The sequence below is a fragment of the Mucilaginibacter aurantiaciroseus genome (assembly GCF_024055595.1).
Lineage (GTDB): Bacteria > Bacteroidota > Bacteroidia > Sphingobacteriales > Sphingobacteriaceae > Mucilaginibacter > Mucilaginibacter aurantiaciroseus.
In genome coordinates this window covers 378,644-404,994 of sequence record NZ_JAMXOF010000003.1, presented here as the reverse complement: position 1 = coordinate 404,994, position 26,351 = coordinate 378,644, and the positions used below count along the sequence as shown (strand labels likewise).

Sequence of the window (26,351 nt, the reverse complement as noted above, 5' to 3'; positions counted from 1 at the left end):
GAGCAGGAAAGAATGCCACCACTACCGGGGGAGATTTAGAGGAGGCTTAAGGGGGCTTTAAAAGTTTAGCATAAAGTGGCAGATAGCGAAGTTCAGATAAAGCGGAAGATAATCCATATTGATATGGACGCATTTTACGCGTCGGTAGAGCAGCGCGATTTCCCCGAATACCGTGGCAAACCCCTTGTAGTTGGCGGCCTGCCCGAAGGGCGCGGTGGTGTGGTAGCTACCGCAAGTTATGAGGCGCGCAAGTTCGGCATCCGCTCGGCCATGTCATCAAAGCAGGCACTGCAGCTTTGCCCGCATGCCATATTTGTTAGGCCAAGGTTTGCTGCGTATAAAGAGGTTTCGCAAAAAATCCGCGAGATCTTTGGGAGATACACCGACCTGATAGAACCACTCTCGCTGGATGAAGCATACCTGGATGTTACTAATGACAAATTGAACATCGGCTCGGCTATCGAGATCGCGCAGCAAATAAAACAGGCTATTAAAGATGAGCTGAACCTTACTGCATCGGCAGGGGTATCCATTAATAAATTTGTAGCCAAAATTGCATCTGATATAAAAAAGCCGGATGGCTTAACATTCATAGGCCCGTCATCTATAGAAAACTTTATGGAGAACTTGCCTGTAGAGAAATTCCATGGCGTAGGTAAGGTAACTGCCGAAAAAATGAAAAAGCAGGGCCTTTTTACCGGTGCCGATCTGAAGAAATTAAGCGAAGAGGATATGACCGGCCGCTTTGGAAAAGCAGGCGGGTTTTATTACATGATAGTACGTGGGATTGATGACCGGGATGTGCAACCCCACCGCGAAACAAAATCAATGGGGGCCGAAGATACATTTGCCTATGACCTGACCACCGAAGAGGAAATGCACACCGAACTGGAGAAGATAGCTAAGATCGTAAACGAACGATTATTGAAATATCGGTTAAAGGGCCGAACCATTACCCTCAAAATAAAGTATAGCGACTTTAAGCAGATAACCCGCAGCTGCACTATCCCGGATAACGTAGACGATATTGATACCATATTAAGCGTATCAAAAACTTTGCTGGCCGTTACAGACACCGAAAACAGCCGGATAAGGTTATTGGGCATTACGGTGTCTAACTTTTTGCCTATAGAAACCAAGGCGAAACCGCAAACGAATCAGCTCACACTCTTCGATTTTTGAAATAATTCAATAATCGACGCTGATTTTCTGAAAAATCTTAAAAAAATATATTTTATCGGGCTATATTTTAAAAATATGCCATCAAATGATAAAACAAGGGCTTTTATGCTAACCTATCTTAATAAATAAGATTGATTTTTCATTTATTATACAATATTTTAAAGAAATTTATAAAAATTTACGAATTTTATTGACAATATGGTTTTTATGTTGTTATTTTAGCATATGCAATTGACAAAATTAAAACTTATTTTAATGATTATTAACAAAATTAAGTCGATAAACGATTTAATTTCTGCTTCTTTTAGATATATTACCTACAAATTAAGTGCTTTTGCTTTCACTAATGGTATAAAAAACACTAAAAATTTAAACTTCACCGAAGTTTATACGCTTAAAGGCATCGTAAATAATAAAAAAGACGAAAGAGATCTTCTTTTTTTCAAAAATACTCCCCAAACTGGATTAAACACCGCGACAGTTTATATAAATGGTTCTAATTATGATTTAATTAAACCGGCATCAGCTTACAGGTTGTACTCTGGGCTGATGCTGTTGCCTCGGCACCTAGGGCGAAAACACAGGGCTAACTTATAAGCAGCACCCTTCTCAAAATACTAACCTCCAAATAATACTGACTATTAATTAATTAAACTTATCCCCTTAAACTAAAACAATGAAAAAAATTGTACCCTTTGGAATTCTCGTTATTGTAGTAATCCTGGCACTGATGTACCCGGGCGCTACAGCGGCTGCCAAACCGGCAACAACTTACGTAGGTGCTGATATTGCCTGGATGCTGATCTCTACAGCCCTTGTATTATTGATGACACCCGGCCTTGCCTTCTTTTATGGCGGCATGGTGCGTAAAAAGAACGTTATCTCTACTATGCTGCAAAGCTTTGTATGTATGGGCCTTATCACTATCATTTGGGTAGTATTTGGTTTTAGCATGGCCTTTGGCAATGATGTTGGCGGCTTGGGCTTAATTGGTAACCCAAAATCATTTTTTATGATGCAAAACACTTTAGGTGTGGCATGGGCGGCATCACCAACTATCCCGGTAATATTATTTGCTATGTTCCAGTTAAAATTCGCGGTTATTACACCTGCGCTTATTACCGGTGCATTTGCAGAACGAATCCGTTTCAACTCTTACTTAATTTTCATTACACTGTTCATCATTGTAATTTATATCCCATTAGCTCACGCAACTTGGCACCCACAAGGTTACTTCTTTAAAATGGGCGTGTTAGACTTTGCAGGCGGTACTGTTGTACACATGTCTGCCGGTTGGGCCGCGCTTGCCTCAGCATTATACCTTAAAAAACGTACCGGTGCAGAAGAGATCCACACACCTGCACGTATCAGCTACGTAATATTGGGTACTGGCTTGCTTTGGTTCGGCTGGTTTGGTTTCAACGCGGGTTCTGCATTAAGCTCAAGCGAACTTGCTGCTACTGCTTTGGCTACAACAACAACCGCATCGGCCGCTGCCGCTATGTCATGGATCTTCTTTGACATCCTTAGAGGTAAAAAACCATCGGCAATGGGCGCTTGTATTGGCGCTGTTGTAGGTTTGGTTGCTGTTACACCTGCTGCAGGTTATATCACCGTATCAAGCTCGCTTATTGTGGGTATAGTTGCCGCGGTTATAAGCAACCTGGTAGTTATCTGGAGAAGCAAAACCAACATTGATGATACCTTAGACGTATTCCCTTGCCACGGTGTAGGTGGTATGGTAGGTATGTTAATGACGGGTATTTTTGCTACCAAAACTGTTAACAGCGCAGGTGCAAATGGTTTAGCATATGGCGAAACCTCCTTGTTTTTTAAACACGTTATTGCATTGGTAGCAGTATCGGTATTTGCTTTTGTAGGTGCATTTGTACTACTTAAAATTACCGACCTGATAAGCCCGCTACGTGTTACTGCAGAAGAGGAAATTGCAGGTTTGGACATGAGCCAACACGACGAAGAACTATAATAACAACACTATAACTGACTAAATTAACTAACGAAGAAAAGGGGGTGCGAAAGCATCCCTTTTTTGATTTAAGGAGTTTTTGTCTTCTATTTAACCACAAAGAACACATAGGAATGGCTAAATTATTAGCCACAAAGAGCACAAACCTTTGCTTATCTCGGTGCTCTTGGTAAAAAAACTATGCTCTTTGTGCTTAATTACACGTCTAACCCCAACCCTTCTTTTTTATTTAACACCCATTTACCATTAACCATATCCGGATTTTGGTAGGGGTTATTAATCGTAAGCAATGGCCCGTCAAGGTCTGCCCAATCGCATTGTGGGGCAAGGACGGCAGCGGCAAGGGTGGCGCAGCTGGTTTCGCTCATGCAGCCTATAAGGATTTTAAGTCCCAGTTCGCGGGCTTTGTTTATCATTTGTTTGGCCTCGTACATCCCTGCCGATTTCATTAGTTTGATATTGATGCCGTGGTAAACGCCTTTAGCTGCCGTAACATCTCCAAGGCGTTGCACCGCCTCATCGCCGATGATGGGGATAGGGCTATGTTCGGTTATCCAGGCGTTGCCGTCTATGTCCGTTTTAAGCATGGGTTGCTCTATCAATTGCACTCCCTGCTCTTGCAGCCAATAGATCAGGTCGAGGCTTTGTTTGCGGTCTGTCCAGCCTTGGTTGGCATCTACATAAAGCGGCACATTGGTTACCGAGCGGATGGTTTGGATCAGCTCTTTATCGCTATCGCGGCCAAGCTTAACTTTTATCACTTTAAGGCCTTTGGCTTCTTTTACTTTTTGCAGGATGACGTTTTTGGTGTCTATGCCAATCGTATAACTGGTTACCGGCATATTTGCGGGATCGCTACCAAAGATTTCCCAGCAGGGTTTGCCTTTCAGTTTGCCATCCAAATCATGCAGGGCAATATCAATAGCGGCTTTTATGGCCGGCTGACCAAGTGCGATGCTATCCAGGTAATGGATGATAGCTGCAAAATCAATAGGGTATTTAAACTGGCTTACATCAACTTTATTCAAAAATTCCGTGGCGCTTTGGTGGCTTTCGCCCATGTAGGGTACCATTGATGCCTCACCGAAGCCGGTTTGGCCTTCGTGGGTTAACTGCACCAGCATCAAAGGGGTGCTCGTTCGCGAAAACTTGGCGATGGTAAAGGTATGCTTTAGTTGGAGCTCGAAGGGTTGATAAGTAAGCTGCATGTCAATAATATCAAAGCTAAAACATTAAGTTAAATTCCTGCTTATCTTTACAGCTATGCCGGCAGAAATTTACGCACCGTTCGAAAAATTTAACTTTAGTAACCGTAACTGTTTTTTAACGGGAACTGTTTTACAAAGCGAGGAAGAAAAGATCCAGGTTTTTCCGCAATGGCTTATGAGCCTGTATAATTTAGAAGACCAGCCCTTTAAACTGCTCGACGAAAGTATCGCTACCTATAAAGACCTAAAGATCCCATGCTCGGCTGTTGTTAACGATGAGTATTTAGAACCTCTGGAACTGGAAATTGCCGCCGCATTTGCCGGCGGATACGAAGGCGTAAAGGCATTAGATGAGTTTAAACTTTTCCAATGGGCCAGCAAATTATTGTACGGCATTGTTTTTAACGAGATCCAGTCTGGCATAAAAATGATGCATGCGCAGGGCGAGGAATTTAATATTTCGCAGGCCATTATCCATAAATTTAGCCACCTGCATTTAATGCTGCAAAGTGTTAACCTACCTATCCATTTTGAAGAATTTAAACCTTTTAGTTTATTCTTATTTAAGGGTGATAACAAGCCCGAAGAGTTTGGTTATCGCGATGAGATCAACACCCAAACATTCGCCCTGCGGATAAAAGATTTCGGTATGGTGATATGCCTGCAGGATAACAACGCCAACTTTGGTTACCACCACAAGATATACAATCAGCTAAAAGACGACGTGCTGCACCCTATCCAATTCGAAGAATTTAGCGGCAAGGTATTCTACAGTAACTACCTTTTTAACCGCCTGCCCGAGTATAATATTTTACCCGTTGGCGAGGATGTGTATATTGAGGATATGCCCCTGCGCGGCATTAGCAGCAAGCCGCTTTTCGATGAGTGGACCAACAAAACCTACGGACAGGTATTGGAAAACTTCTGGAAAAACTGGGGCTTCCTGTTATTAGAAATCATCAAAAACCCAAATGAGCCTATGAGCTTTTTGTTTGATGCCGATGGCAACAAAATAAGCCGGGAAAGCATCGACCTGCCTAATTAAAACTGCCTTATAAATTCGTTGATGACTTCGTGATGAAGCGCGAAGGTGATTACCACCCCGCTAACCGCGCCATATAAGTGGGCATCGTGGTTAACGTTATCGCGCGCATGTTTGGATGCGAAGTGGCAGTAGACCAGATACAAGACCCCGAAGATCCAGGCGGGGATTGGGATCGGGATAAACATCAGCCCCATTTGCGCTTTTGGGTTAAACATAATAAAGCTAAATATCACCGCGCTAATAGCACCCGAAGCGCCAAGGCTGTTATACCAGATATCGTCTTTATGTTTTTGGATGGATGGCAGGTCGCTTAGTATCAGACTTAACACATACAGCAAACCAAATTGCCAGTGGCCCAACAACGCCTCCAACTGGAAAGCAAAGAAATAGTACGACAGCATATTAAAGAACAGGTGGTTCCAGTCCTTATGGATTAGCCCGCTGGTGATAACTGTGTACACCTTGTGCCCGCGCGATACGTTGTAGGGGTTCAGTATAAATTCGCCATAGATGTTCTCGTTAGAGAACGCCCAAAGCGATGTGGCCAGTGTAATTACAAATATGATTGACGCCACGGGTGTCGCCAGGAAAATTTCCATCATTGCAAATCGAGTTTAGTATTGGTTAGCAACCTGCCCACCGGGTAGCGCAGGTAAGTTTTTTCGAAATATGGCGAGTTGCGATACACCCAGTTTAACTGCCCGCCGGCACTTGCAGCAAGTTTTGGATCGGCCGTTTTGGCATCATCCAATTTCTTGCGAAGGTCGGGGTCTTTTTTTAACAGTTGCGCGGCAATATCTTCAAACACGTAATCTGAGTAGTATTCCTTTTGGCCCAGCACGCTGTCAAAAAAGTTCCACGCAAAGAAGGAATCTACGCCCTGTGGTTCCAGCGTTTCTACAATGTAGCGATTGATAGGTTGGTTCACATAAACCACGTAATCACCCTCGTAAAATTTTATTTTTGCATCAACCGGGCTTAGCTTAACATTGGTGTGGATGTAATGCCCTTCGTAAGGCCTTGTGCCGGTTTTGTAATCGCCGATGTAGTACATCTGCAAACTCAATGTAGTGTCATGCGCCAGGCGGCTCATGGCAACTTTGTTTAATTTAAATAGGTCTATAGCCTTACCCCATGCCTGCGGAATAATGTAGGCAACCGGCTTGTCGGCGGTAGCACTTGCTTTGTAGGTATTATAAAACTTTATAGGTTTGCTGTAGGGCTTTTCACGGTCGTAAAAAAGTCTTTTAAGGCCGCTAACGTCGCTGGTTTTGTACCCCGCGGCATAGCCTTTAAAAGTGATGGTATCTACTTTGGTTTCGTCAAGCGCCCAATTAAGGGCAAAGGTCTTTTGTTTGCTTACATCAGCGTCTACCTGCTTTTTCATGGCGCCTAATAGCCTGGCGTCACGCTGGCAAATGCTTATTAGATTTTGCATAAAGGCGTAGGTTGCCCAAACACGGCTGTCAAATGGCTTAAGCATATGTGTCTCAGTCATATAACTGATGATGTTATGCTGTGCTGCAAACCCGGTAGAAAAGCGCGGCGTTTCCATGAAACTCACTATGCCACTATCGGGCAGGCCTTGTTCGCCGGCACCGTAAGGGATCATTTCATAGCCGTTTTTCTTCATTCCTTTGTACAGATCGGGGGTAAGGGTTTTATCAGTGTAGGCGGCCAATACGGGGTTTTGTTTATCCTTTTGGGTTTCTATCAGCGTCATCACGTACTGGTAATCGGCCCCATCGCTGGTGTGGTTATCCAGTAAAACTTCGGGCTGCCAGGTGTTCAGGATCTGGGTAAAGGCAAGCGCATTTTTGCTATCGGCTTTGATGAAATCGCGGTTCAGGTCCAGGTTGCGGTAGTTGCCCCTAAAACCGTATGCCCGCGGGCCATTTTGGTTCACGCGCGACTGCCCTCTGTTCATGTTTCCGTCAATATTATACAAAGCAATGAAGCAAAGCACCACATCTTTTGGCAAATGGTTCTTTTTTAACAGATCGCGCACCAGCATCATACTGGCATCGATGCCTTCGGGTTCACCAGGATGGATGCCGTTGTTGATCAGCAATACCCGCTTATTTTGATTTTTGATCTGCGCCGGGTCGAACACTTTATCTTTCGATAAAACCACCAATGTTAATGGCTTGCCAATATCGGTAGAGCCATAATTAAACAGGCGCATTTGTGACTGTTGCTTAGCCAGGTTTTTATAGTAACTGATAACCTCGGTGTAGGTTGATGTATAGCTTTTGTCTTTGCTTTGCTCAAATGGAGTAAGCTGGGCGTAGCTTTGCAGGCAGTAACAAAAGGATAGCAGCAGAACAAGATTTCTTTTCATGATGTTATTTACTGTCGGCAATTTCGGCCTGCAGTTTCTTGGGCAAACTTGCAAAAACCAGGTCATATGAATGGTCTATCATCTCGCGGATCTGTTTGTTGGTAAGCGAGCCATCGGTATGCACCGTGTTCCAATGCTTTTTGTTCATGTGGAAGCCGGGTTGTACTTCGCTGTATTGTTCGCGCAATTCAACGGCTTTTTCAGGGCCGCATTTTACATTAAAGCTTGGCGAACCAAGGCCGGTGAGCATAAACAATTTATCGGCCACTTTAAAAACAAGTGTTTCCTCACCAAACGGGAAGCTTTCGGTAACGCCGGGTTTATTTAGGCAATAGTCGCGCAGTTCTTCTATGTTCAATTTAGTACCCCCTAATCTCTTTATCGTATGAGTTTTGGCCGCCAAAGTTCACCTTAATGCCAATGGTAATTTGCCTGTATTGGTCAACCGCGTTGTTTTTGAATTTAGTTGATGGATCGGAATAACCATCAATGCCCTCGCCAAAAGTAAAGTTATGCTGGTAACCAATATCCAGGCGGATGTTTGGCTGATCGTACTCATTATAAAACTTAAACTCGTAACCAAAACGCAGCGGTACAATTAAATTTATTCCGTTATCCTTCCCGGGGAAGGTATAAGTTGGGTCGATAACACTTGTGCGTTGGGTTACAACGCTGTTAGCTATGCCACCAATACCGGCACCCAGGTAAAAGTTTTTTAACACGTTCAGCACCGTGCTCCCCTGGTAATTTATAACCTCGCCCGCCTGCACATCCATGTGTAATATTAAGGCCTTGTAATTATTAACAAACTGGCGGCCATCTTTATCTATCTTCAGATCGGTACCCCCACCAGAAAGTTTACCAAGCTGAAACTCCAGGCCGATAGGCACGTATGGGGTATAAAAGTAATTGAAGGTTACCGCGAATGATTTATTATCGTACTCTTTTTTCAGATCGGCATACGGGCGGTTTAAACTCGCGCTTACGCCAATACCGTAAGTGGCGTAGTTTAAACTACCCTGTGCTTTACCTTTAACAAAAGCCAGTGCCAATACAATAAATAAAAGATACTTTTTCAATTGATTTTATGTTTGATATTTACAAATTAGCTTGCGGTTTAAAACACAACCGGACAAATAAAATTTTTCCACTAATATAGGATTTCTATGGATTTTAATACACCGTTAAGTTATACTGTTACTGATAGGTTTTTAAGCTATGTGCAGATAGACACACAATCAGACCCAACGTCGCCAACCACACCATCAACAGCGAAACAAAAAGATCTTGGCCGCCTGCTGGTTGCCGAGCTTTTGGAAACAGGTGTTAGCGATGCCCACCTCGACGAATACGGCTATGTATACGCGACTATACCCGCCAATACCGATAAGCCCAATATCCCGGTGATCTGTTTTTGCTCGCACATGGATACCGCACCCGATTGTAGCGGCAAGGGCGTTAAACCTATCATCCACAAAAATTATATAGGCGAAGATATTAACCTGCCGGATGATGCCACGCAAATAATAAAACTGAAAGAGCACCCCGACCTTAAGAACCAGTTGGGTAATGATATTGTAACCGCATCAGGCACAACTCTGTTAGGGGCCGACAATAAAGCAGGCGTTGCCGAAATTATGGATGCCTGCTACCAGCTGATCAATCATCCCGAAATAAAACACGGGACTATAAAGATCTTATTTACACCCGATGAAGAGATTGGGCGAGGGGTTGATAAAGCTGACATAGCCAAAATTGGCGCGTTTGCGGCTTACACCATGGATGGTGAAAGTGTGGGCAATATGGAGAACGAAACCTTTAGCGCCGACGGTGCAAAGCTTACCATACTAGGTGTAAGTTCGCACCCCGGCTTTGCACAGGGCAAAATGGAAAGCGCTATAAAAATCGCGGCTAAGATTGTTGCGGCCCTGCCGGATAGCTTATCGCCCGAACACACTGCCGGTATGCAGGGTTTTGTACACCCGGTGGACGTTAGCGGGCATGTCGAGACTGCCGTGATTGATTTCATCATCCGCGACTTTGAGGAAGAGAATTTGGTAAAGCATGCGGATGTTATCCGTAATGTAGCTGATGAAGTATTGCAGAACTATCCAAATTCGACCTATACGCTGGAAACCCACGAGCAGTATCGCAACATGAAGAATGTGCTTGCCCAACAACCGCAAATTGTTGATTACGGCATGGAAGCCATGCGCCGCGCCGGGTTACAGCCAAAGCTGTGCAGCATCCGCGGTGGTACAGATGGCTCGAGGTTATCATTTATGGGTTTACCCACCCCAAACATTTTTGCCGGCGAACATGCTTTCCACAGCAAACAAGAATGGGTGTCGGTACAGGATATGCAAAAAGCGGTTAATACCATTCTGCATTTATGTATGGTTTGGGAAGAGAACTCCTAAAACAAATTTGTCATCCTGAGCGATAGCGAAGGATCTAATATCGAACTATGCGTACGATTGCATGGCGGCGAATAGATGCTTCACTACGGCCAGCATGACAAACTATTCCTCCCTCTAATATGGAGAGGAATGGGGAGAAGCTACTTAATAAAGCAAACTATCATGCGGATACCGCTCCGTATGCACTTTCTTCACATATTCGTAAAGCAACTCTTTAAACTCATCTACATTCTCTTTTTCGGTTGCAGAGATAAATATGGCAGGGCTGTTATTCTTGGCCATCCAGCTGTGTTTAAAATCATCAAGGGTTAGCGGCTCTTCGGTAACATCAACGTGGTGTTGCTCGGGTACAAAGGCATCTATTTTGTTAAACACGGTTATCATGGTTTTGTCGATAGCGCCAAGTTCCTTTAGCGTTTCATTAACCGTGCGCATCTGGTCTTCAAAGCTGGGGTGCGATATATCTACCACGTGAATCAAAATATCAGCCTCGCGAACTTCATCAAGGGTCGATTTAAAACATTCTACCAAGTGGTGAGGAAGCTTACGGATAAACCCAACCGTATCTGATAGCAGGAATGGCACGTTTTCTATCACCACTTTCCTAACCGTAGTATCTAGCGTTGCAAACAGCTTGTTCTCGGCAAACATTTCCGATTTCGACAACATATTCATGATTGTAGATTTACCAACGTTGGTATATCCAACCAATGCCACACGGATGAGTTGCTGGCGGTTCTTACGTTGCGTTTCGTTCTGGCGGTCTATTAACTTTAGGCGTTCTTTCAGTAACGAGATCTTGTTCAGGATCAAACGCCTATCCGTCTCAATCTGCGACTCGCCCGGTCCACGCATACCGATACCACCCTTTTGGCGCTCCAAGTGGGTCCAGAGGCGGGTAAGGCGGGGCAGTAAGTATTGCAGCTGTGCAAGCTCTACCTGGGTTTTGGCTTGCGCTGTTTGGGCGCGGCCGGCAAATATGTCTAATATCAGGTTGCTGCGGTCAAGAATCTTTACATTCAGTTCGCGCTCAATGTTACGCATTTGCGATGGTGTAAGCTCATCGTCAAAAACAACGATGTCTATCTCTTCGGCAATTACATATTCTTTTATCTCATCCAGCTTACCGGTACCTACAAAGGTAGACCGCTCGGGGCGCTGTAGTTTTTGGGTAAAGGTTTTAACGGTTAGGCCGCCGGCAGTCTCCACCAAAAATTCTAACTCCTCTAAATATTCTTTTTCACGTTCTTCGGTTTCGTTTGGTGTAATCACACCAACCAAAACCACTTTTTCCTGCTTCACAGCAGTATCAAAAAACTTTGGCTTCATTTAAAAATGATTAACAATTAAAGTATAAAGGTAAACATTAAGTTACCTCCAATATAACTCACTATATGGTGTTATGTTCACATGGCACGCAATTGTTTTGTATTAATAATTTCGCTTCCACACAATTACACTAAGAAGCGGTTAACAAGGGGGTTATAAACAGATAGGTTCATAACAAAACATTCCGGCACATTCCGACAATGGGTAGCAAAATGGAAAGTTACAGTGCGGGAGAGTATTACATTAACATAATGGTACAAAGATATTGAATTAAGGGCTAATTACAAACCCTTCACAATCATAACACCATCAAGACTATTATTAAGACGCTTGATATAAATCGGGGTGCCTTATTTAAGTTTATAAAGTTTTTAAGAATTAAAAAGATGACAAACTAAATTAATAGATAAACTATAAAATAGATAAATAAGGGTTGTAAAAAGGATTACTGAGACATATACGTATGATACCCCTTTACACGTGTAAAGAAAGGGAAACTTTATAAAATCTATCGACTCAATATCATCTAAAATGCAATTGATCCCATAGTAATTATCGAAAAAGAAATAACGGTAAGAGGAATAATAAACTTTACAATTATCTGCTTCATGGTAATTATTACAAACCCTTCACAAATTCGCGCATGGCAGCACCGGGGTCCTGCTGTTTCATAAAGTTCTCGCCTATTAAAAATCCGTTGAAGCCTGCTGCCTTTAATTGTTTAATAGTTTCGGTATCGCTGATGGCGCTTTCCGAGATCTTCATAAACTCGCTTGGGATCTGATCAACAAGCTTAAAAGAGTTTTCTACCGTTACGGTAAAATCGGCCAGGTTGCGGTTGTTTACACCGATGGCATCCAGGTTAGTATCAATGCTGCGTTCCAGTTCTTTCAGGTTATGCACTTCTAAAAGCACATTTAGGCCGAGGCTTTTGGCAAGGCCCGCCAGGTTTTTAATCTCGGCAGGGGTAAGTATCGCAGCTATCAATAAAATAATATCCGCACCTAATGCTTTTGCTTCGATAACCTGGTACTCATCAATCATAAAATCTTTACGAAGGATGGGGATCTGGGTAGCGCGGCGCGCACGGGTAACATCCATTTTACGGCCCATAAAAAAGCCATAATCTGTCAATACCGAACATGCTGAAGCACCTGCATCCGCGTAATCTTTGGTCACATCTTTTACCAGCGCATCATCATTAATAATTCCCTTTGAAGGCGACTTGCGTTTAAACTCGGCTATAATGCCGGTACGATCTGGTGCCAGCAAAAAATCTTTAAACGAATAGGTTTCGCGGTGGAAGTATTCCGACTCCTCTAACTGCGTATAGGTGGTCCGCACCTTATCGCGTTCTACTTCTATCTTTTTATAAGCAACTATTTTATCGAGTATGTTCATTGTTTCAAATCTAAAATAAACGCCTGTCATTCCGAACGAAATACGAGGAGAACCGACCGAAGGGAGCTCATCGAAGATAAATCTTGTTAGTTATGAAAAGTTTGCTAACTGCAATAACTAACAATATTTATCACTAACGTTCGAAATGACAGGGCGGGGTTTTTATGCTTTTAACCAGTTCTGCATCATTTCTTTACCGTACTCGGTAAGTACCGATTCGGGGTGAAACTGTACGCCGCGCACGTTGTATTCCTTATGCCTTAAAGCCATAACCGAGCCATCTTCTTCATCAATAGCCGTAATTTCTAACACGGCAGGCAAATCCTTTTCAACCACCCAGGAATGGTAACGGCCTACTTTAAAAGTATCCGGTAAGCCTGCAAAAAGGGGTTCGCTTACATCTGTTATTTTAATGGGTGTAGCAATACCGTGCATAGGCTGCGGCAGGTTATAAAGTTTGCCGCCAAATACCTCGGCAATAGCCTGCTGACCAAGGCATACGCCAAAAATACTTTTTGTTGGCGCATATTTTTCTATTACCTGCAAAAGCAAACCTGCCTCTGATGGGATGCCCGGCCCGGGCGACAGGATGATGTGACTAAACGCGTCAACATCCTCTATTTTAAATTGATCGTTCCTCCAAACCTCGCATTGCAAACCTAACTCGTTTACCAAATGCACCAGGTTATAAGTGAAAGAATCGTAATTATCTATTATTAATATTTTCATTTTTACACACCCCAACCCCTCTCAATAGGGGAACTAAAATCGTTTAACTAATCTATATTCTCCAATCACTAACCCCTACTTACAGCTCCTCCGCCAACTCTATTGCTTTACGTAGGGCGGCTATCTTATTATCTACTTCCTTCAATTCGCTTTCGGCTATAGAACCTGCTACGATGCCTGCGCCTGCCTGGTAATGAAGCATATTGTTTTTGCTAAGGAACGAACGGATCATGATGGCGTGGTTAAAGTCGCCGTTAAAGCCAAAGTACCCTATAGCACCGCTGTAAAAGCTGCGTTTGCTTTTTTCATTCTCATCAATGATCTCCATGGCGCGGTATTTTGGCGCACCGCTAAGCGTACCTGCCGGGAAGGTATCAGCCACAATTTTAAATGATGTGGTGCCCGGTTTTAGTTTACCACTTACGTGAGATACCAAATGGATGAGGTGCGAATAATATTGCACTTCCTTAAAGGCCTTAACGCTCACCTGCTCGCAATGGCGGCTCAGGTCGTTACGGGCAAGGTCAACCAGCATCACGTGTTCTGCAGACTCTTTTGGGTCGGCTTCTAACTGGCGGGCCAGCTCTGCATCTTTCTCATCATCGCCGCTGCGTTTAAAAGTACCGGCGATAGGGAAAATACTGGCCACATTATTCTTAATGGTGATCTGTGCCTCGGGCGAAGATCCAAAGATCCTGAAATCGCCGTAATCAAAATAAAACAGGTACGGCGATGGGTTGATGGAACGCAAAGCTCGGTACACATTAAATTCATCGCCCAAAAACTTACGAGAGAATGCCCTCGACGGCACTATCTGGAACACATCGCCACGGTAAATGTGCTGCTTCATCTTTTCCACGATGGTAATAAACTCCTCATTAGTGAGATTAGATTTTTCTGCCTCGTTGCTTTTAAAACTGTACTCGGGGAAATTCTTGTTTTTGATAAGGTCTTCAATTTTCTCCAGTCCGTTGGTTTGTGGTTGTCCCTCTACCTGGTTATGGAAAATGAAAAGTTCATTTTTAAAGTGATCTATCGCGATAATGTAGCTGTAAATATGATACTGCATCACCGGGATTTTGCGGGCGGTATCGGTGCTTTCTTTTAGGTGGATGGTTTCGAAATGCTCAACCGCCTCATGCGTAAAATAACCGAATAAGCCGTTTGACAATATCTTGGAGGTATTTGCCTCCACCTCAAATCGGGCGGTAAAATTGTTTATCTCGTCGGTAATATCAAATTCGCCGGGGTTGCTTACTTCTTCGCTGCCATCCGGGAACTTCTTTTTAAGGGTATTATTATCAAGAACCAACCCGCTAAAAGGCGCGCAGCACACAAAGCTTAAGCTGTTTTCGCGGCTGTGGTAATCCGAGCTTTCCAGCAACAGCGAGTTGGGGAAAACATCCCTTAAGCGCAGGTAAATACTCACCGGTGTAGTGGTATCTGCAAGCAGTTTTTTTTGGGTGGTTGTAATTTTATATTTTTTCATTAGTGATTATCTCAGAGTGCATTAAACAAAAAAACCCGGCGAATTGAGCGTTCGCCGGGTTTCAAATTAGGTTTACATTTGATTAGTACTGCATATCAAAAACTATCCGGCCTGCCATGTTTTCACATAGTGCCACCAATTGGTATTAAGGTTAGTTTTTTTCATATCGTGGCAACAAATTTATACAAAAAATTGAATTAACAAATTTTTTGTCGACTTTTTTAGTGGGATATTCCAAAAAAGCTTCTTTTGCTTTGAATTATAGCTATAACTACCACTAAAAATGCCAGCGAATAAAAAATAGCAATAGTGCGATGTTTGCTCTCGGGCAATACAATTTTCTTTGATTTACTATGGCCAATGGTAATTAACACAATGGCAAACAGCATCATAGTGATGTGTTCAACCGTCCAGTAACGTGCTTCGGCATCTTTCATAACGCCTGCGCCAAACCTTACCATCGGGCTTAAAAAGTAAAGCACCAGCCCCAACAAAAATTGAGTATGTGCCGATATCAGGGCAAATAAATTGATTTTTCGGTTGCCTTCGGTATATGCTTTTTTACCCAGCCAACCCGCTAACGATTGAAATATGGCCAGTAAAATAAGGATAATAACAATGTACCTGAAACCGGAGTGAAAGTACTTGAAAAAGTTATAAGCGTTCATACGTTTAATTTTTGACACGAATATACAAACAAAAAAAGTTATAGCGGAAAACTTAACTTCCCCATCAGCACGGCCGGATTATTACCAATAGCCATCGGCTCACCACAAAGCGCTTCATTTCCCAACAACGCAAAAAGGATCGCCTCTTTAGCATCCGGGTTAATACCTAACTCGCCGGTGTCAGCAATAATCGCATCGGGCAAGGTGTTTTTGAGATAATTAATAACGTAAGGGTTCCTGGCACCACCGCCACTAACAAATATTTTAAGATCGGGCAGGTTGAAATTGGCTTTGATAAAGTTGCTTATACACTGGCCGGTGAAGGCGCTTAATGTAGTTACCAGGTCGGTTTTGTTGATATTGAATAGCCTTACACCCTGCTGAGCATCGGCAACAAATTCTAAATTAAACAACTCGGGGCCGGTGGTTTTTGGCGCGGCTTCCCTAAAAAATGGATGATCAAACAGGGCATCCAGCAAAACATCATTCACCGTACCCGAATTGGCAATCGCCGAATCCTCATCAAAAGGTTTATCAAAATACTCGCGGCAAGCGGCGTCTATCAAAGTATTGCCCGGGCCGATATCGGTACATAAAACTTCTGCACCGGCATCTGCAGGCAAAAAGGTAAGGTTAGCAATCCCGCCAATGTTTAACAGGATGCGGTTTTCGCTCAGCTTGCTTCCTAAAAGCACATCCCCGTATAAAGCTAATGGCGCGCCCTCGCCGCCCCCCGCAATATGTTTCTGGCGGAAATCACTAATGGTTAAAATGCCGGTTTTAACAGCCAGGTGGTCGGCGTCACCTATTTGCAGGGTAGCATTGCTATAGCCCGGCTGCTTATGCAGGCGCTTTGGCGCATGGTAAATGGTTTGGCCGTGGCTGGCAATAAAATCAACATCGGCAGTGTTAATGCCCCACTGCTTTAGCGCCTGCAAGATCAATTCACCATGAAAATTACCTATATAAGCGTTCAGTAAAGTAACCTTCTCCAGGCTTACCTGCTTTTTGGCAAAAACGTCCTGTACTTCGTGCTTAACCTTTTCTTCGTATGGCATAGTGATGAAATGGATTAACTCAAATGCCGTATTAGTACCGCTACCTTTAAACTTGCAAAGTGCAATGTCCAGCCCATCGAGCGAGGTGCCCGACATTAGCCCAATGCCCAACTTTGTTTCTTTTTGGGCCATGGTAAATAGTTTTTGCAGGTTTTTGTTGAGTGCAGGCATGCGCTAATTTACCTGTTTTATAGCCCGCCACAAAAGTTAAATTTTAACCGCCTGTATCTAAATATCCTATATATTTGTTTAGCAGAATTGTACACCAATTACAACCCTAAGCCCATGGCCAGATTAAATTTATTAGAAGAAACCCGGTACGAGAAACTACCCGTTACGGTATACTCCGACCAAAACTCGGCATCCGTAGCCGTTGCAAAACGAATTGCCGACCTGATCCGCAAAAAGGATTTTGCCGGCGAACAGGCTGTGCTTGGCCTGGCAACGGGTGTTACCCCCATAAAAGTTTATGCCGAGTTGGTACGCCTACATAAAGAGGAAGCGCTATCGTTCAAAAACGTGATCACTTTTAACCTGGATGAATATTACCCTATGAAGCCTGACGCGGTACAAAGTTACGTTACCTTCATGAACGAGAATTTATTTAACCATGTAGATATCAAAAAAGCTAACATTCACATCCCCAATAGCACTTTACCACAGGATGCGGTTGCCGATTTTTGTTTAGCCTACGAACGACAGATAGAAGAACTTGGTGGTTTAGACTTGCAGATCTTAGGTATTGGCCGTACCGGTCACATTGGCTTTAACGAGCCGGGCTCTGCACCAAACTCGGGCACACGTTTGGTTACTTTGGATGACCTTACCCGCCGTGATGCTTCGCGCGATTTTGGTGGTAAACAAAACGTGCCCACCAAAGCCATTACCATGGGTGTGGGCACCATTTTTAAAGCCCGCGAAATTATTTTGATGGCCTGGAGCGCCAAAAAAGCGCCGATTGTCCGTAAAGCGGTAGAAGGCGAAATTTCGGGCGAAGTCCCGGCCACCTTCCTGCAATTGTCAGATAATGTTGAGTTTGTTTTGGACATTGATGCCGCATCCGGCCTTACCCGTTTTGATACCCCATGGCTGGTGAAAGATTGCGTTTGGGAAAACTTGCTGATCAAAAAGGCGGTGATCTGGCTATCAGATACCGTTGGCAAACCTATTCTAAAACTAACCGAAGAAGATTATAACAGCAATGGCATGGCGCAGCTTGCCGTAGAGCAAGGGCCGGTGTACCAGATCAACATTAATATATTTAACCAGCTACAGCACACCATTACGGGTTGGCCAGGTGGTAAACCGGGGGCCGACGACAGCCAGCGCCCCGAACGTGCCGAGCCTGCAAAAAAACGATCTATCGTGTTCTCTCCGCACCCCGATGATGATGTGATCTCGATGGGCGGCACATTCATTCGCCTGGTTGACCAGGGGCATGACGTGCATGTGGCTTACCAAACATCCGGCAACACCGCCGTTTGGGATGATGATGTACTGCGCTTTGTGGAGTTTGCCATCGATTTTAAGAAAAGCGTTGGCGAAGACGCATCAAAAATGAAAGGCATTTATGATGATATGCGCCAGTTTATGGCAATCAAGGAACCTAACCAGATCGATTCGTTAGAAATTCGCGATGTAAAGGGGTTTATCCGTAAAACAGAAGCCATTGCAGGTGCGCGCTATGCCGGGCTGCCGGATAGTAATATCCATTTCCAGGCCCTGCCTTTTTATGAGACGGGTAAAACCCAGAAAAACTCGGTTGGTGAAAAAGATATTAAACAAACGATGGAGTTGCTGCAAAAAGTAAAGCCACAGCAGGTGTTCACCGCAGGCGATTTTGCCGACCCGCACGGTACGCACATTGTATGTTTTAATATCATCATTGAATCTTTACGCCGCCTGCGCAAAACCGAGGCTTGGGTAAATGATTGCTGGGTTTGGATGTACCGCGGCGCGTGGCAGGAGTTCCCTACTTATGAAATTGAAATGGCTGTACCGCTTTCGCCGGCCGAAGTGTTGCGCAAACGCAGTGCTATTTTTAAACACCAGTCGCAAAAGGATAAACCCGTTTTCCCGGGGGATGATGCACGCGAGTTTTGGGTACGCGCCGAAGACCGCAACCGCGAAACCGCTCAAAATTACGACCGCTTAGGTATGGCAGAATATGCTGCCATGGAAGCCTTTGTGAGGTACAAATTTTAAACCCATGATCAAATTATATCGCAGAACAAATAACGAACTACATTATTGGGAAACTTGGGATAAAGACTCGGGTACAGGTATAGTTCACTGGGGAATTATAGGCTCAAAAGGTGAAAGTAAAGAAGTTAAGCCGGGATTGTTTAAACCCTTTAAAAGTAAAATACAAAAAGAGATCATTGAAAACACAAACGACGGCTTTAGGGAAATAGATGTAGATGACCACATTACTCTGTTAATTGAATATGAAATAGATGGGATGGGAACACTTGCGGATCTTGAGAAAAGAACAAGGCTTCAAAATAAAATGGATGATTTACTTGGTTGGACAGGTCTCGGCCATTGCGATGGTGGAAGTGCCGGGAGCGGAACGATGGAAGTTTGTTGTTTTGTGGTGGATTTCGAAATAGCCAAAAACTTATTAGAACAATCCTTAATTAACTCTGAATTCGCGGATTACACCAGAATTTATGATGAAGCTGAATAATAATATCTTTTTATCACAAACACATGAAATACAAATTCTTAATCATCGCATTACTAATATGCGGCGCGGTAAAAGCGCAAACTCTTGCAATCACCCCGTCACATTTAAAAGCAGCCGAAGATGTACTTTTAGCGTCGGGGGCGGGTAAGCAGTTAAAAGAAAACATGTCGGCAATGGTAACGCAGGCCAGCGCCAATGTTCCTGAGGATAAAAAGCCAAAGTTCATCGAGATCATGAATACTTTTATGGGCAAATACATGAACTGGGATTTGATAAAAGACCAGATGGCCGCCTTATATGTACAAGAGTTTACCGAAAAAGAATTGAAAGATCTTGCCACATTTTACCGCTCTCCATTAGGCACCAAGCTCAATCAAAAGCAACCGGCGTTATTTCAAAAAGGTGCAGCTATTGGGCAACAAGCTGTGCAAAGCCACCAGGCCGAGCTGCAGCAAATGATGCAGGAAGCATTTAAAACGCCATAAACAATTTGTAACTAAGATATTCGTTGAGTATCTTAATAATATATTCACTTTTTAATTTAAATATGAACATTAACAGAACTTTATATGTAGCCGCGCTTGCCTTACTCATCGCATCGGGCAGTGCAAATGCGCAGGTAAAACGTAAGCCAACCCCATCGCCACGAAACAAACCAACATCGGCCGCGGCGGCAATTGCCCCGCCAAATGTATTGCCGGTAGATAAAGACGTTATTATTGGCAAACTGCCAAACGGCTTAACCTACTATATCCGCCATAACGAGCAGCCTCAAAAACGCGCTGAACTATACTTAGTAAATAAAGTTGGCTCTATTTTGGAAACCGACGCCCAGCAAGGCCTTGCCCACTTTACCGAGCACATGGCCTTCAACGGTACGCGCGATTTTCCAAAGAATACATTGGTTAATTATCTGCAAAAATCGGGCGTTAAGTTTGGTGCCGACCTAAACGCATACACCTCTTTTGACGAAACCGTTTACCAGCTGCCATTACCTACAGATAGCGCCGCTGTTTTTGAAAAAGGTTTTAACATTTTGGCTAACTGGGCAGGCTACATAAGTTTTGACCAGGCCGAGTTAGATAAAGAACGCGGCGTTGTTTTGGAAGAAGCGCGCCTGCGTGGTAAAAACGCGCAGGAGCGTTTAAGCCTGTTAACGCTGCCTGTTCTGTTAAATAATTCGAAATACGCCTCCCGTTTGCCAATTGGCCAGGAGGCTATTATAAAAAACTTTGATGCGGCTACTATTAAAAGTTTTTACAGCGATTGGTACCGGCCGGACCTACAGTCGGTGATTGTTGTAGGTGATTTTGATGTGAAACGTGTAGAGGCTTTAATAAAAGCAAACTTCTCGGGTTTAAAAAACCCTATTGCTAAAAAACCTCGTCCGGATTTTAACGTAGCGCCAACACCCGGTACTGTTGTAAAAGTGGTTACGGATAAAGAATTTCCGTACACCCTTGCACAAATCATTGTTAAGCACCCCCATGCAGTTGTGCGTACCACTACGGGTTACTTGCAAAGCATCCGCATATCGCTGTTCAATTTTATGCTTAACCAAAGGCTTGGCGAACTGCAGCAAAAACCAGAACCGCCATTCCTGTACGCAAGTACAAGTTACGCCCCGCTAATTGGAAAACAGGATGCATTTTCATCAATAGTGGTATCAAAACCGGATGGATTAGAAGCCGCCGTTAAGGCCGCCGTTGCTGAAACAGAACGTGCCCGCAAATTTGGCTTCACCCTAACCGAGCTGGAACGCGCAAAACAGCAGGGTTTGGTAGGTATCCAAAATGCTTTTTACGAAAAAAGCAAAACCAACTCCGCTAATTACGTAAGTGAGTATACTAAAAACTTCTTAACCGGCGAAGCTATACCGGGGATCGATTTTGAATATAACTTTTATATAAGCAACGTCGGCAAAATTACGCTTGCCGAAATGAACGCCCTTGCAGGCCAGTTCATCAGCGACCAAAACCGTGTAATACTGGTTGAGGGCCCGGAAAAGGATAAAGATAAACTACCCGATGAAAAAGCTATTCTTAGCTGGATAAGCGCCGCCGGGAACGGTGTTACCGCTTATGTAGATAACGTTACCAGCAAACCGTTGATGGATAAAGAGCCGCAGGGCTCTAAAATTGTGTCTGAGTTAAAAGACGAGGCTATCGGCACAACTACTTTAACATTCGAGAACGGGCTTAAGGTAATCTTGAAACCAACCCAATTTAAAAACGACCAGATCCTGATCAATGGTTCGGGCTTTGGTGGAACCTCCCTTGCCAGCGATGCCGATTACACCTCTGCAAGTTTCGCCGGCTCTATTGTGGGCAGTAGCGGCATCTCCGAATTTAACCAGGGCCAGCTGGATAAAATGCTTGCCGGTAAAGATGTTAATGTAACACCATACATTAGTGAATTAACCCAGGGCATTAGGGCAAGTTCTTCACCACGCGATTTTGAGACCGCATTGCAGCTCATCTATCTTTACTTTACCCAGCCACGCAAAGATGCCGATATTTGGAAAGGCACCATGTTGCAAACCAAAGCACTATTGGCTAACCGCGGGCTCGACCCGCAAAGTGTTTTCCAGGATACGCTATCTTCTGTGCTGAGCAATAATAATTTCCGTTTTGGCGCTACTACATTAGAGCGTTTAAACACGGCAAATTTTGATAGATCTTTCAGTTTTTATAAAGATAGATTTACCGATGCAAGTAATTTTACCTTTGTTTTAGTAGGTAATTTTAATGTGGAGATGATCAAACCTTTCCTTTCTACTTACCTTGGTGGCCTGCCATCAACCAACAAAAAAGAAACTTTTAAGAACCTGAAAATGTACCCGGCAGCAGGCCAGCTTACCAAAACCGTTTATAAGGGCATTGATGACAAAGCCAACGTGCAAATGATTTACAGCGGCGCTTACGAATTTAACGAAGCTAACAACATGCAGTTAGATGCGCTGGAAGAAGTACTGAACATTAAACTTGTTGAACGCCTGCGCGAGCAGGAAAGCGGCATTTACGCGCCGGGCATCAGGGCAAATTATGTTAAAAATCCCGAAGGCCGCTACACCATAACTATCGCGTTCACCTGTGCCGCGGCAAACGTTGATAAATTGGTAGCTGCTACGCTTGAAGAGATCGGTAAGATAAAACAAACAGGTGCACAACCTGTCGACATTCAAAAATTTGCAGCTGAAGAGGCCCGTTCTACCCAGGTACAGCTTAAACAAAACGTAGCCTGGGCCGGTTACCTTGCCGGTGCCATACAAAACGACCAAAACCCGGATGACATTCTTAGCCACGTTAAAAACCTGGAGAAAGTTACCGTGCAAAGCACCAAAGATGCGGCCAACAAATATTTAAACAATGCCAACCTGGCAAAGGTTATTTTAATGCCGGAGAAGAAATAACCATCTCTTATGAATCGTCCTGAAATAAGCCTCCCGATTTGCATTGGGAGGCTTATTTTATTTAAGTTGGATCTTATTTCAGGACAATTCATGGTTTTAGATCGGAGAAGAGGGGCAGATAAGTTGATACCGCCCCGCGGCCGGGCTCATGCACGGTAATACAGGTGATGATATCTTTATCATCCACATTGAACGCGCTTAGCCTTTATCGGTGAATGTGGCTGCCTTTTTTAATTTATAAGCTTACCACATGCTTTTTAAATGAGTTCCTGTATATACTTTGCTATTGATCTTAAAAAATGGCGTGGTAACACTGATCTGTTTAACACGCTTAATCTCGTCGCCCCGCCCGCGCGAAAATTACATTTGGGTAACGAAGCCCATAGTATCATGGTTGGCATACCATGTCGAAATACCTTTTACCCATTGCCGCATCGCAACCGCCAGGGGTTCCTTCCTTTTTATGTACATCCTCGCCGCTTTGGTTAATAGCGGTTTGCCCAACACTAATTCCGGGTACTACCAATTGCGCCAGTGGCACAGGTTTATAGCCGGGCATATCAACTGTTGTAGTATCGGTAGTTTTAATGGCATCTGTAGTTGCTATGGTATCAGATTTAGTAACCGTATCTGCCGCTTTGGTGCTTTATTTTGCTGGTATGCTGTAATTGCTACAGCATACCTAGTATAATTAAATATTATGAGATGTTCATTGTTGTAACAATTTGTTTAATTTACAGTTGATACACATAACCCGTAAAAGCGGGTTATGTTGGCAAAAACAATGGCATCTAAAGGACAAAAAGTAATTCGGGAATGGTACAGGCAAAAGCAATGGAAGCAATTCCCGTTTCAAAAAGAGATGGAAGAGGCCTACCTGTCGGGCTTTTCGGGTTTGTTGAACGCACCCACTGGCAGTGGTAAAACCTTCGCGCTTTTTCTGCCTTTCCTTGCCGATTTTATTAATAAATACCCGGACACTTATACCACTCAAAAGGACAACGGATTGCTGATGCTGTGGATAACACCATTACGCGCACTTACCAACGACATCCGCAAAGCTATGCAGGAAGTATGCGATGACGTAGGCCTGCCATGGCGCATTATGACCCGCACGGGCGATACCTCCACAGCAGAAAAAGCCGCCCTTAAACGCAAACTGCCCGAAGTACTACTCACCACCCCCGAAAGCCTGCACCTGATGCTAGCCCAAAAAGAATACGACAAAGTTTTTAAAGGGTTGCAGGTGGTGGTATGCGACGAATGGCACGAGTTGCTGGGCACCAAACGTGGTGTGCAGGTTGAGTTGGGGTTAAGCAGGTTGAAAGGTTTAGGTACGGAGAAAGAAGTGCGGGGAGCGGAAAAGGAGCCTGTCTTAAATCTAATATCTAATATCTTACATCTTCGTATCTGGGGTATTTCCGCAACCATAGGCAATCTGGAACAAGCTGCCGAAGTTTTATTAGGTAACGATTTCCCACCGGAGCGGATTAAAATGGTTAGGGCCAATATAGATAAAAAGCTGGTGATAGAATCCGTCATCCCCGAAAACATTGAGAATTACAGCTGGGCCGGGCACATTGGCGTAAAGCTATTGCCGCAGGTGATGGAGATCGTCGCTAAAAGCAAAACCACGCTAATTTTCACCAATACGCGGTCGCAAAGCGAGATTTGGTATCATGCCATTATAGATAATTACCCCGAGTATGCCGGCATTATGGCCATGCATCACGGCTCGCTGGATAACGAGATCCGTAACTGGGTAGAACAAGCCTTACATGCCGAAGCGCTTAAAGTGGTGGTGTGTACTTCAAGCCTCGACCTAGGGGTCGATTTTAGGCCCGTAGACGCGGTTGTGCAGATTGGAAGCCCCAAGGGTGTCGCCAGGTTTATGCAACGCGCAGGGCGAAGCGGGCACCATCCCGGGGCGATCTCAAAAGCATACTTCGTGCCTACCCACTCTTTGGAACTATTGGAGGGTGCCGCATTAAAAAGCGCTATCAAAAAAGGTGTTTTCGAGAGCCGCGACCCCATGCTGCTTACATTTGATGTGCTCATCCAGTTTATGGTTACGCTGGCGGTATCGGATGGTTTCAGGGCCAATGAATTGTTCCGCGAGGTAAAAAGCACTTTTGCCTTTGCCGACCTGCGCCGTGATGAGTTTAACCAGCTTTTAGATTTTATAACCAACGGCGGCAAAACCCTTGCCCAGTACGATGAATTTTTAAAGGTAGAGGTAGAGAACGGCCTTTTTAAAGTAAACAGCCGCCGGGTAGCCATGCGGCACCGACTAAGCATCGGTACCATAACGAGCGAATTAAGTATCCGCGTGAAGTGGTTAAGTGGCGGCAGCCTGGGTACCTTGGAGGAAAGCTTTATATCGAAACTTAAACCGGGTAGTACGTTTTGGTTTGCCGGCCGCAGCCTGGAGTTTATTAAGGTGAAGGAAATGACTGCCTACGTCAAAAAATCAACCAAAACCAAAGGGCTGATACCAAGTTGGGCCGGTGGCCGCATGCCATTATCTTCGCAGTTATCCGCAGTGTTTCGCGATAAACTGGATGAGGTGGCCCAAGGGATAGAAACAGATATTGAAGTAAAAGCGCTTAAACCGCTGTTTGATCTGCAAGCCAAACTATCTCACCTGCCGCAGAGCCACGAGTTTTTGATTGAATCTTTTAAATCCCGCGAGGGCCACCATTTGTTGTTTTACCCTTTCGAAGGGCGGTTGGTACACGAGGGTATGGCGAGTTTGCTTGCTTACAGGATCTCTAAAATCAAACCCGCCAGTTTCTCCATCGCCATGAATGATTATGGTTTTGAGTTACTGACCGACGAGGATATCCCCATTGAGGAAGCTTTGGAAGATGCCGATTTCTTCTCCATCAATAACCTGATAGATGACATCCAAAATAGCTTAAATGCCAATGAAATGGCGCGGCGCAAGTTCAGGGATATCGCGCATATTGGTGGATTGGTGTTTACCGGCTATCCGGGCCAGCAGGTGAAGAATAAACACTTACAGGCTTCTACGTCATTGCTTTTTGAGGTGTTTAACGAATATGAGCCCGATAACCTGCTCATTCGCCAGGCCAATAACGAGGCACTTGCTTTTCAATTAGAGGAGTTCCGTCTACGTGCGGCGTTACAGCGCATTCAAACGCAAAGTATCGTCTTAAAAGTTATTGAACGGCCAACACCCTTCGCCTTCCCGATACTGGTAGACAGCCTTGGCCGCGAACGCCTCACTACCGAAACCATGGAAGAACGTATCGCCAAAATGGCCCGCAGATATGATGTTGATGAGGAATCGGATAAACCATCACCAAGGAGCAGGAAGGTTGGGGCTACGAGGAAGAAAGGGTTTTAGAAAATATAAACCGCGCGCTACTA

22 protein-coding genes are annotated in these 26,351 nt (G+C 44.2%); 10 read left to right on the top strand and 12 right to left on the bottom strand.

Translation table 11 applies throughout. The features are described 5' to 3' along the window. Positions 1-123 precede the first annotated feature (123 nt). From dinB to NAF17_RS15085, 3 genes are all read left to right on the top strand, one after another. Positions 124-1,182: a DNA polymerase IV gene (gene dinB, locus NAF17_RS15095; RefSeq protein ID WP_252758838.1), complete on the top strand. Its 1,059-nt coding sequence runs from the start codon at positions 124-126 to the stop codon at positions 1,180-1,182. Between the two features lie 255 nt (positions 1,183-1,437). Beyond that, a complete protein-coding gene (locus NAF17_RS15090) occupies positions 1,438-1,779 on the top strand; it encodes a hypothetical protein (RefSeq protein ID WP_252758837.1) in 342 nt (113 codons plus the stop codon). A 79-nt stretch (positions 1,780-1,858) separates the two neighbouring features. Further along, positions 1,859-3,169 carry an ammonium transporter gene (locus NAF17_RS15085; RefSeq protein ID WP_252758836.1) on the top strand — a complete coding sequence of 437 codons (1,311 nt, stop codon included), beginning with the start codon at positions 1,859-1,861 and terminating at the stop codon, positions 3,167-3,169. Between the two features lie 197 nt (positions 3,170-3,366). Here the strand turns inward: NAF17_RS15085 and NAF17_RS15080 are convergent, their stop codons facing one another. Then, positions 3,367-4,377: a dipeptide epimerase gene (locus NAF17_RS15080; protein ID WP_252758835.1), complete on the bottom strand. Its 1,011-nt coding sequence runs from the start codon at positions 4,375-4,377 to the stop codon at positions 3,367-3,369. A gap of 55 nt (positions 4,378-4,432) precedes the next feature. On the opposite strand from NAF17_RS15080, the gene NAF17_RS15075 reads away from it, so the two are divergent. Next, positions 4,433-5,422 carry a hypothetical protein gene (locus tag NAF17_RS15075; RefSeq protein ID WP_252758834.1) on the top strand — a complete coding sequence of 330 codons (990 nt, stop codon included), beginning with the start codon at positions 4,433-4,435 and terminating at the stop codon, positions 5,420-5,422. Here the strand turns inward: NAF17_RS15075 and NAF17_RS15070 are convergent. From NAF17_RS15070 to NAF17_RS15055, 4 genes are read right to left on the bottom strand one after another with little or no spacing between them, the layout of a single operon-like run. After that, complete coding sequence (locus tag NAF17_RS15070; protein ID WP_370341271.1) at positions 5,419-6,024, bottom strand: rhomboid family intramembrane serine protease; 606 nt, start codon at positions 6,022-6,024, stop codon at positions 5,419-5,421. The two genes, NAF17_RS15075 and NAF17_RS15070, sit on opposite strands and share 4 nt — an antisense overlap. Beyond that, positions 6,021-7,763, bottom strand: coding sequence for a M14 family zinc carboxypeptidase (locus NAF17_RS15065; protein ID WP_252758833.1), 1,743 nt, complete (start codon positions 7,761-7,763; stop codon positions 6,021-6,023). Before NAF17_RS15065 ends, NAF17_RS15070 begins: the two co-directional genes overlap by 4 nt. A 4-nt stretch (positions 7,764-7,767) precedes the next feature. Continuing rightward, a complete protein-coding gene (locus NAF17_RS15060; protein ID WP_252758832.1) occupies positions 7,768-8,121 on the bottom strand; it encodes an MmcQ/YjbR family DNA-binding protein in 354 nt (117 codons plus the stop codon). A 1-nt stretch (position 8,122) separates the two neighbouring features. Next, positions 8,123-8,842, bottom strand: a complete 720-nt coding sequence (locus NAF17_RS15055; protein WP_252758831.1) for a hypothetical protein — start codon at positions 8,840-8,842, stop codon at positions 8,123-8,125. An 87-nt stretch (positions 8,843-8,929) separates the two neighbouring features. Here NAF17_RS15055 and pepT point away from each other — a divergent pair, with 87 nt between their 5' ends. Further along, positions 8,930-10,183, top strand: a complete 1,254-nt coding sequence (gene pepT / locus NAF17_RS15050) for a peptidase T (RefSeq protein WP_252758830.1) — start codon at positions 8,930-8,932, stop codon at positions 10,181-10,183. A 144-nt stretch (positions 10,184-10,327) separates the two neighbouring features. Here the strand turns inward: pepT and hflX are convergent, their stop codons facing one another. The 6 genes from hflX to NAF17_RS15020 form a co-directional block, all read right to left on the bottom strand. Then, complete coding sequence (gene hflX, locus NAF17_RS15045; RefSeq protein ID WP_252758829.1) at positions 10,328-11,512, bottom strand: GTPase HflX; 1,185 nt, start codon at positions 11,510-11,512, stop codon at positions 10,328-10,330. Between the two features lie 618 nt (positions 11,513-12,130). Then, positions 12,131-12,913 carry an indole-3-glycerol phosphate synthase TrpC gene (gene trpC / locus NAF17_RS15040; protein ID WP_252758828.1) on the bottom strand — a complete coding sequence of 261 codons (783 nt, stop codon included), beginning with the start codon at positions 12,911-12,913 and terminating at the stop codon, positions 12,131-12,133. A 162-nt stretch (positions 12,914-13,075) separates the two neighbouring features. After that, positions 13,076-13,642, bottom strand: a complete 567-nt coding sequence (locus NAF17_RS15035; RefSeq protein ID WP_252758827.1) for an anthranilate synthase component II — start codon at positions 13,640-13,642, stop codon at positions 13,076-13,078. Positions 13,643-13,721: 79 nt separating this feature from the next. Beyond that, positions 13,722-15,131: an anthranilate synthase component I family protein gene (locus NAF17_RS15030; RefSeq protein WP_252758826.1), complete on the bottom strand. Its 1,410-nt coding sequence runs from the start codon at positions 15,129-15,131 to the stop codon at positions 13,722-13,724. A gap of 221 nt (positions 15,132-15,352) precedes the next feature. Continuing rightward, positions 15,353-15,799, bottom strand: coding sequence for a cytochrome B (locus tag NAF17_RS15025; RefSeq protein WP_252758825.1), 447 nt, complete (start codon positions 15,797-15,799; stop codon positions 15,353-15,355). Between the two features lie 38 nt (positions 15,800-15,837). Continuing rightward, positions 15,838-17,028: an anhydro-N-acetylmuramic acid kinase gene (locus tag NAF17_RS15020; RefSeq protein WP_252758824.1), complete on the bottom strand. Its 1,191-nt coding sequence runs from the start codon at positions 17,026-17,028 to the stop codon at positions 15,838-15,840. Between the two features lie 114 nt (positions 17,029-17,142). Between NAF17_RS15020 and NAF17_RS15015 the strand changes: the two genes are divergently transcribed. The 4 genes from NAF17_RS15015 to NAF17_RS15000 all read left to right on the top strand — a co-directional run bounded on the left by NAF17_RS15015 (position 17,143) and on the right by NAF17_RS15000 (position 22,958). After that, positions 17,143-19,062, top strand: coding sequence for a glucosamine-6-phosphate deaminase (locus NAF17_RS15015; RefSeq protein WP_252758823.1), 1,920 nt, complete (start codon positions 17,143-17,145; stop codon positions 19,060-19,062). A 4-nt stretch (positions 19,063-19,066) separates the two neighbouring features. After that, a complete protein-coding gene (locus NAF17_RS15010; protein ID WP_252758822.1) occupies positions 19,067-19,546 on the top strand; it encodes a hypothetical protein in 480 nt (159 codons plus the stop codon). Positions 19,547-19,569: 23 nt separating this feature from the next. Beyond that, entirely contained in the window at positions 19,570-20,031 is a 462-nt protein-coding gene (locus tag NAF17_RS15005) for a DUF2059 domain-containing protein (RefSeq protein ID WP_252758821.1), read from the top strand. A 62-nt stretch (positions 20,032-20,093) separates the two neighbouring features. Then, positions 20,094-22,958, top strand: coding sequence for a M16 family metallopeptidase (locus NAF17_RS15000; protein WP_252758820.1), 2,865 nt, complete (start codon positions 20,094-20,096; stop codon positions 22,956-22,958). A 388-nt stretch (positions 22,959-23,346) separates the two neighbouring features. Here NAF17_RS15000 and NAF17_RS14995 read toward each other — a convergent pair whose 3' ends face one another. Next, complete coding sequence (locus NAF17_RS14995) at positions 23,347-23,517, bottom strand: hypothetical protein (protein ID WP_252758819.1); 171 nt, start codon at positions 23,515-23,517, stop codon at positions 23,347-23,349. 210 nt (positions 23,518-23,727) lie between these two features. Here NAF17_RS14995 and NAF17_RS14990 point away from each other — a divergent pair, with 210 nt between their 5' ends. Further along, the gene (locus tag NAF17_RS14990) at positions 23,728-26,328 is read left to right on the top strand and encodes a ligase-associated DNA damage response DEXH box helicase (RefSeq protein WP_252758818.1); all 2,601 of its coding nucleotides are present in this window, start codon (positions 23,728-23,730) and stop codon (positions 26,326-26,328) included. Positions 26,329-26,351 lie beyond the last annotated feature (23 nt).

Bases quoted from the DNA above. Each gene is read 5' to 3' on its own strand.
- NAF17_RS15020 (WP_252758824.1), bottom strand. From the start codon at position 17,028: ATGCCTGCACTCAACAAAAACCTGCAAAAACTATTTACCATGGCCCAA.
- pepT (WP_252758830.1), top strand. From the start codon at position 8,930: ATGGATTTTAATACACCGTTAAGTTATACTGTTACTGATAGGTTTTTA.
- NAF17_RS15090 (WP_252758837.1), top strand. From the start codon at position 1,438: ATGATTATTAACAAAATTAAGTCGATAAACGATTTAATTTCTGCTTCT.
- NAF17_RS14990 (WP_252758818.1), top strand. From the start codon at position 23,728: ATGTTGGCAAAAACAATGGCATCTAAAGGACAAAAAGTAATTCGGGAA.
- NAF17_RS15010 (WP_252758822.1), top strand. From the start codon at position 19,067: ATGATCAAATTATATCGCAGAACAAATAACGAACTACATTATTGGGAA.
- NAF17_RS15000 (WP_252758820.1), top strand. From the start codon at position 20,094: ATGAACATTAACAGAACTTTATATGTAGCCGCGCTTGCCTTACTCATC.
- trpC (WP_252758828.1), bottom strand. From the start codon at position 12,913: ATGAACATACTCGATAAAATAGTTGCTTATAAAAAGATAGAAGTAGAA.
- NAF17_RS15070 (WP_370341271.1), bottom strand. From the start codon at position 6,024: ATGATGGAAATTTTCCTGGCGACACCCGTGGCGTCAATCATATTTGTA.
- NAF17_RS15085 (WP_252758836.1), top strand. From the start codon at position 1,859: ATGAAAAAAATTGTACCCTTTGGAATTCTCGTTATTGTAGTAATCCTG.
- NAF17_RS14995 (WP_252758819.1), bottom strand. From the start codon at position 23,517: ATGCCCGGCTATAAACCTGTGCCACTGGCGCAATTGGTAGTACCCGGA.
- NAF17_RS15030 (WP_252758826.1), bottom strand. From the start codon at position 15,131: ATGAAAAAATATAAAATTACAACCACCCAAAAAAAACTGCTTGCAGAT.
- dinB (WP_252758838.1), top strand. From the start codon at position 124: ATGGACGCATTTTACGCGTCGGTAGAGCAGCGCGATTTCCCCGAATAC.
- NAF17_RS15080 (WP_252758835.1), bottom strand. From the start codon at position 4,377: ATGCAGCTTACTTATCAACCCTTCGAGCTCCAACTAAAGCATACCTTT.
- NAF17_RS15005 (WP_252758821.1), top strand. From the start codon at position 19,570: ATGAAATACAAATTCTTAATCATCGCATTACTAATATGCGGCGCGGTA.
- NAF17_RS15025 (WP_252758825.1), bottom strand. From the start codon at position 15,799: ATGAACGCTTATAACTTTTTCAAGTACTTTCACTCCGGTTTCAGGTAC.
- hflX (WP_252758829.1), bottom strand. From the start codon at position 11,512: ATGAAGCCAAAGTTTTTTGATACTGCTGTGAAGCAGGAAAAAGTGGTT.
- NAF17_RS15035 (WP_252758827.1), bottom strand. From the start codon at position 13,642: ATGAAAATATTAATAATAGATAATTACGATTCTTTCACTTATAACCTG.
- NAF17_RS15065 (WP_252758833.1), bottom strand. From the start codon at position 7,763: ATGAAAAGAAATCTTGTTCTGCTGCTATCCTTTTGTTACTGCCTGCAA.
- NAF17_RS15075 (WP_252758834.1), top strand. From the start codon at position 4,433: ATGCCGGCAGAAATTTACGCACCGTTCGAAAAATTTAACTTTAGTAAC.
- NAF17_RS15015 (WP_252758823.1), top strand. From the start codon at position 17,143: ATGGCCAGATTAAATTTATTAGAAGAAACCCGGTACGAGAAACTACCC.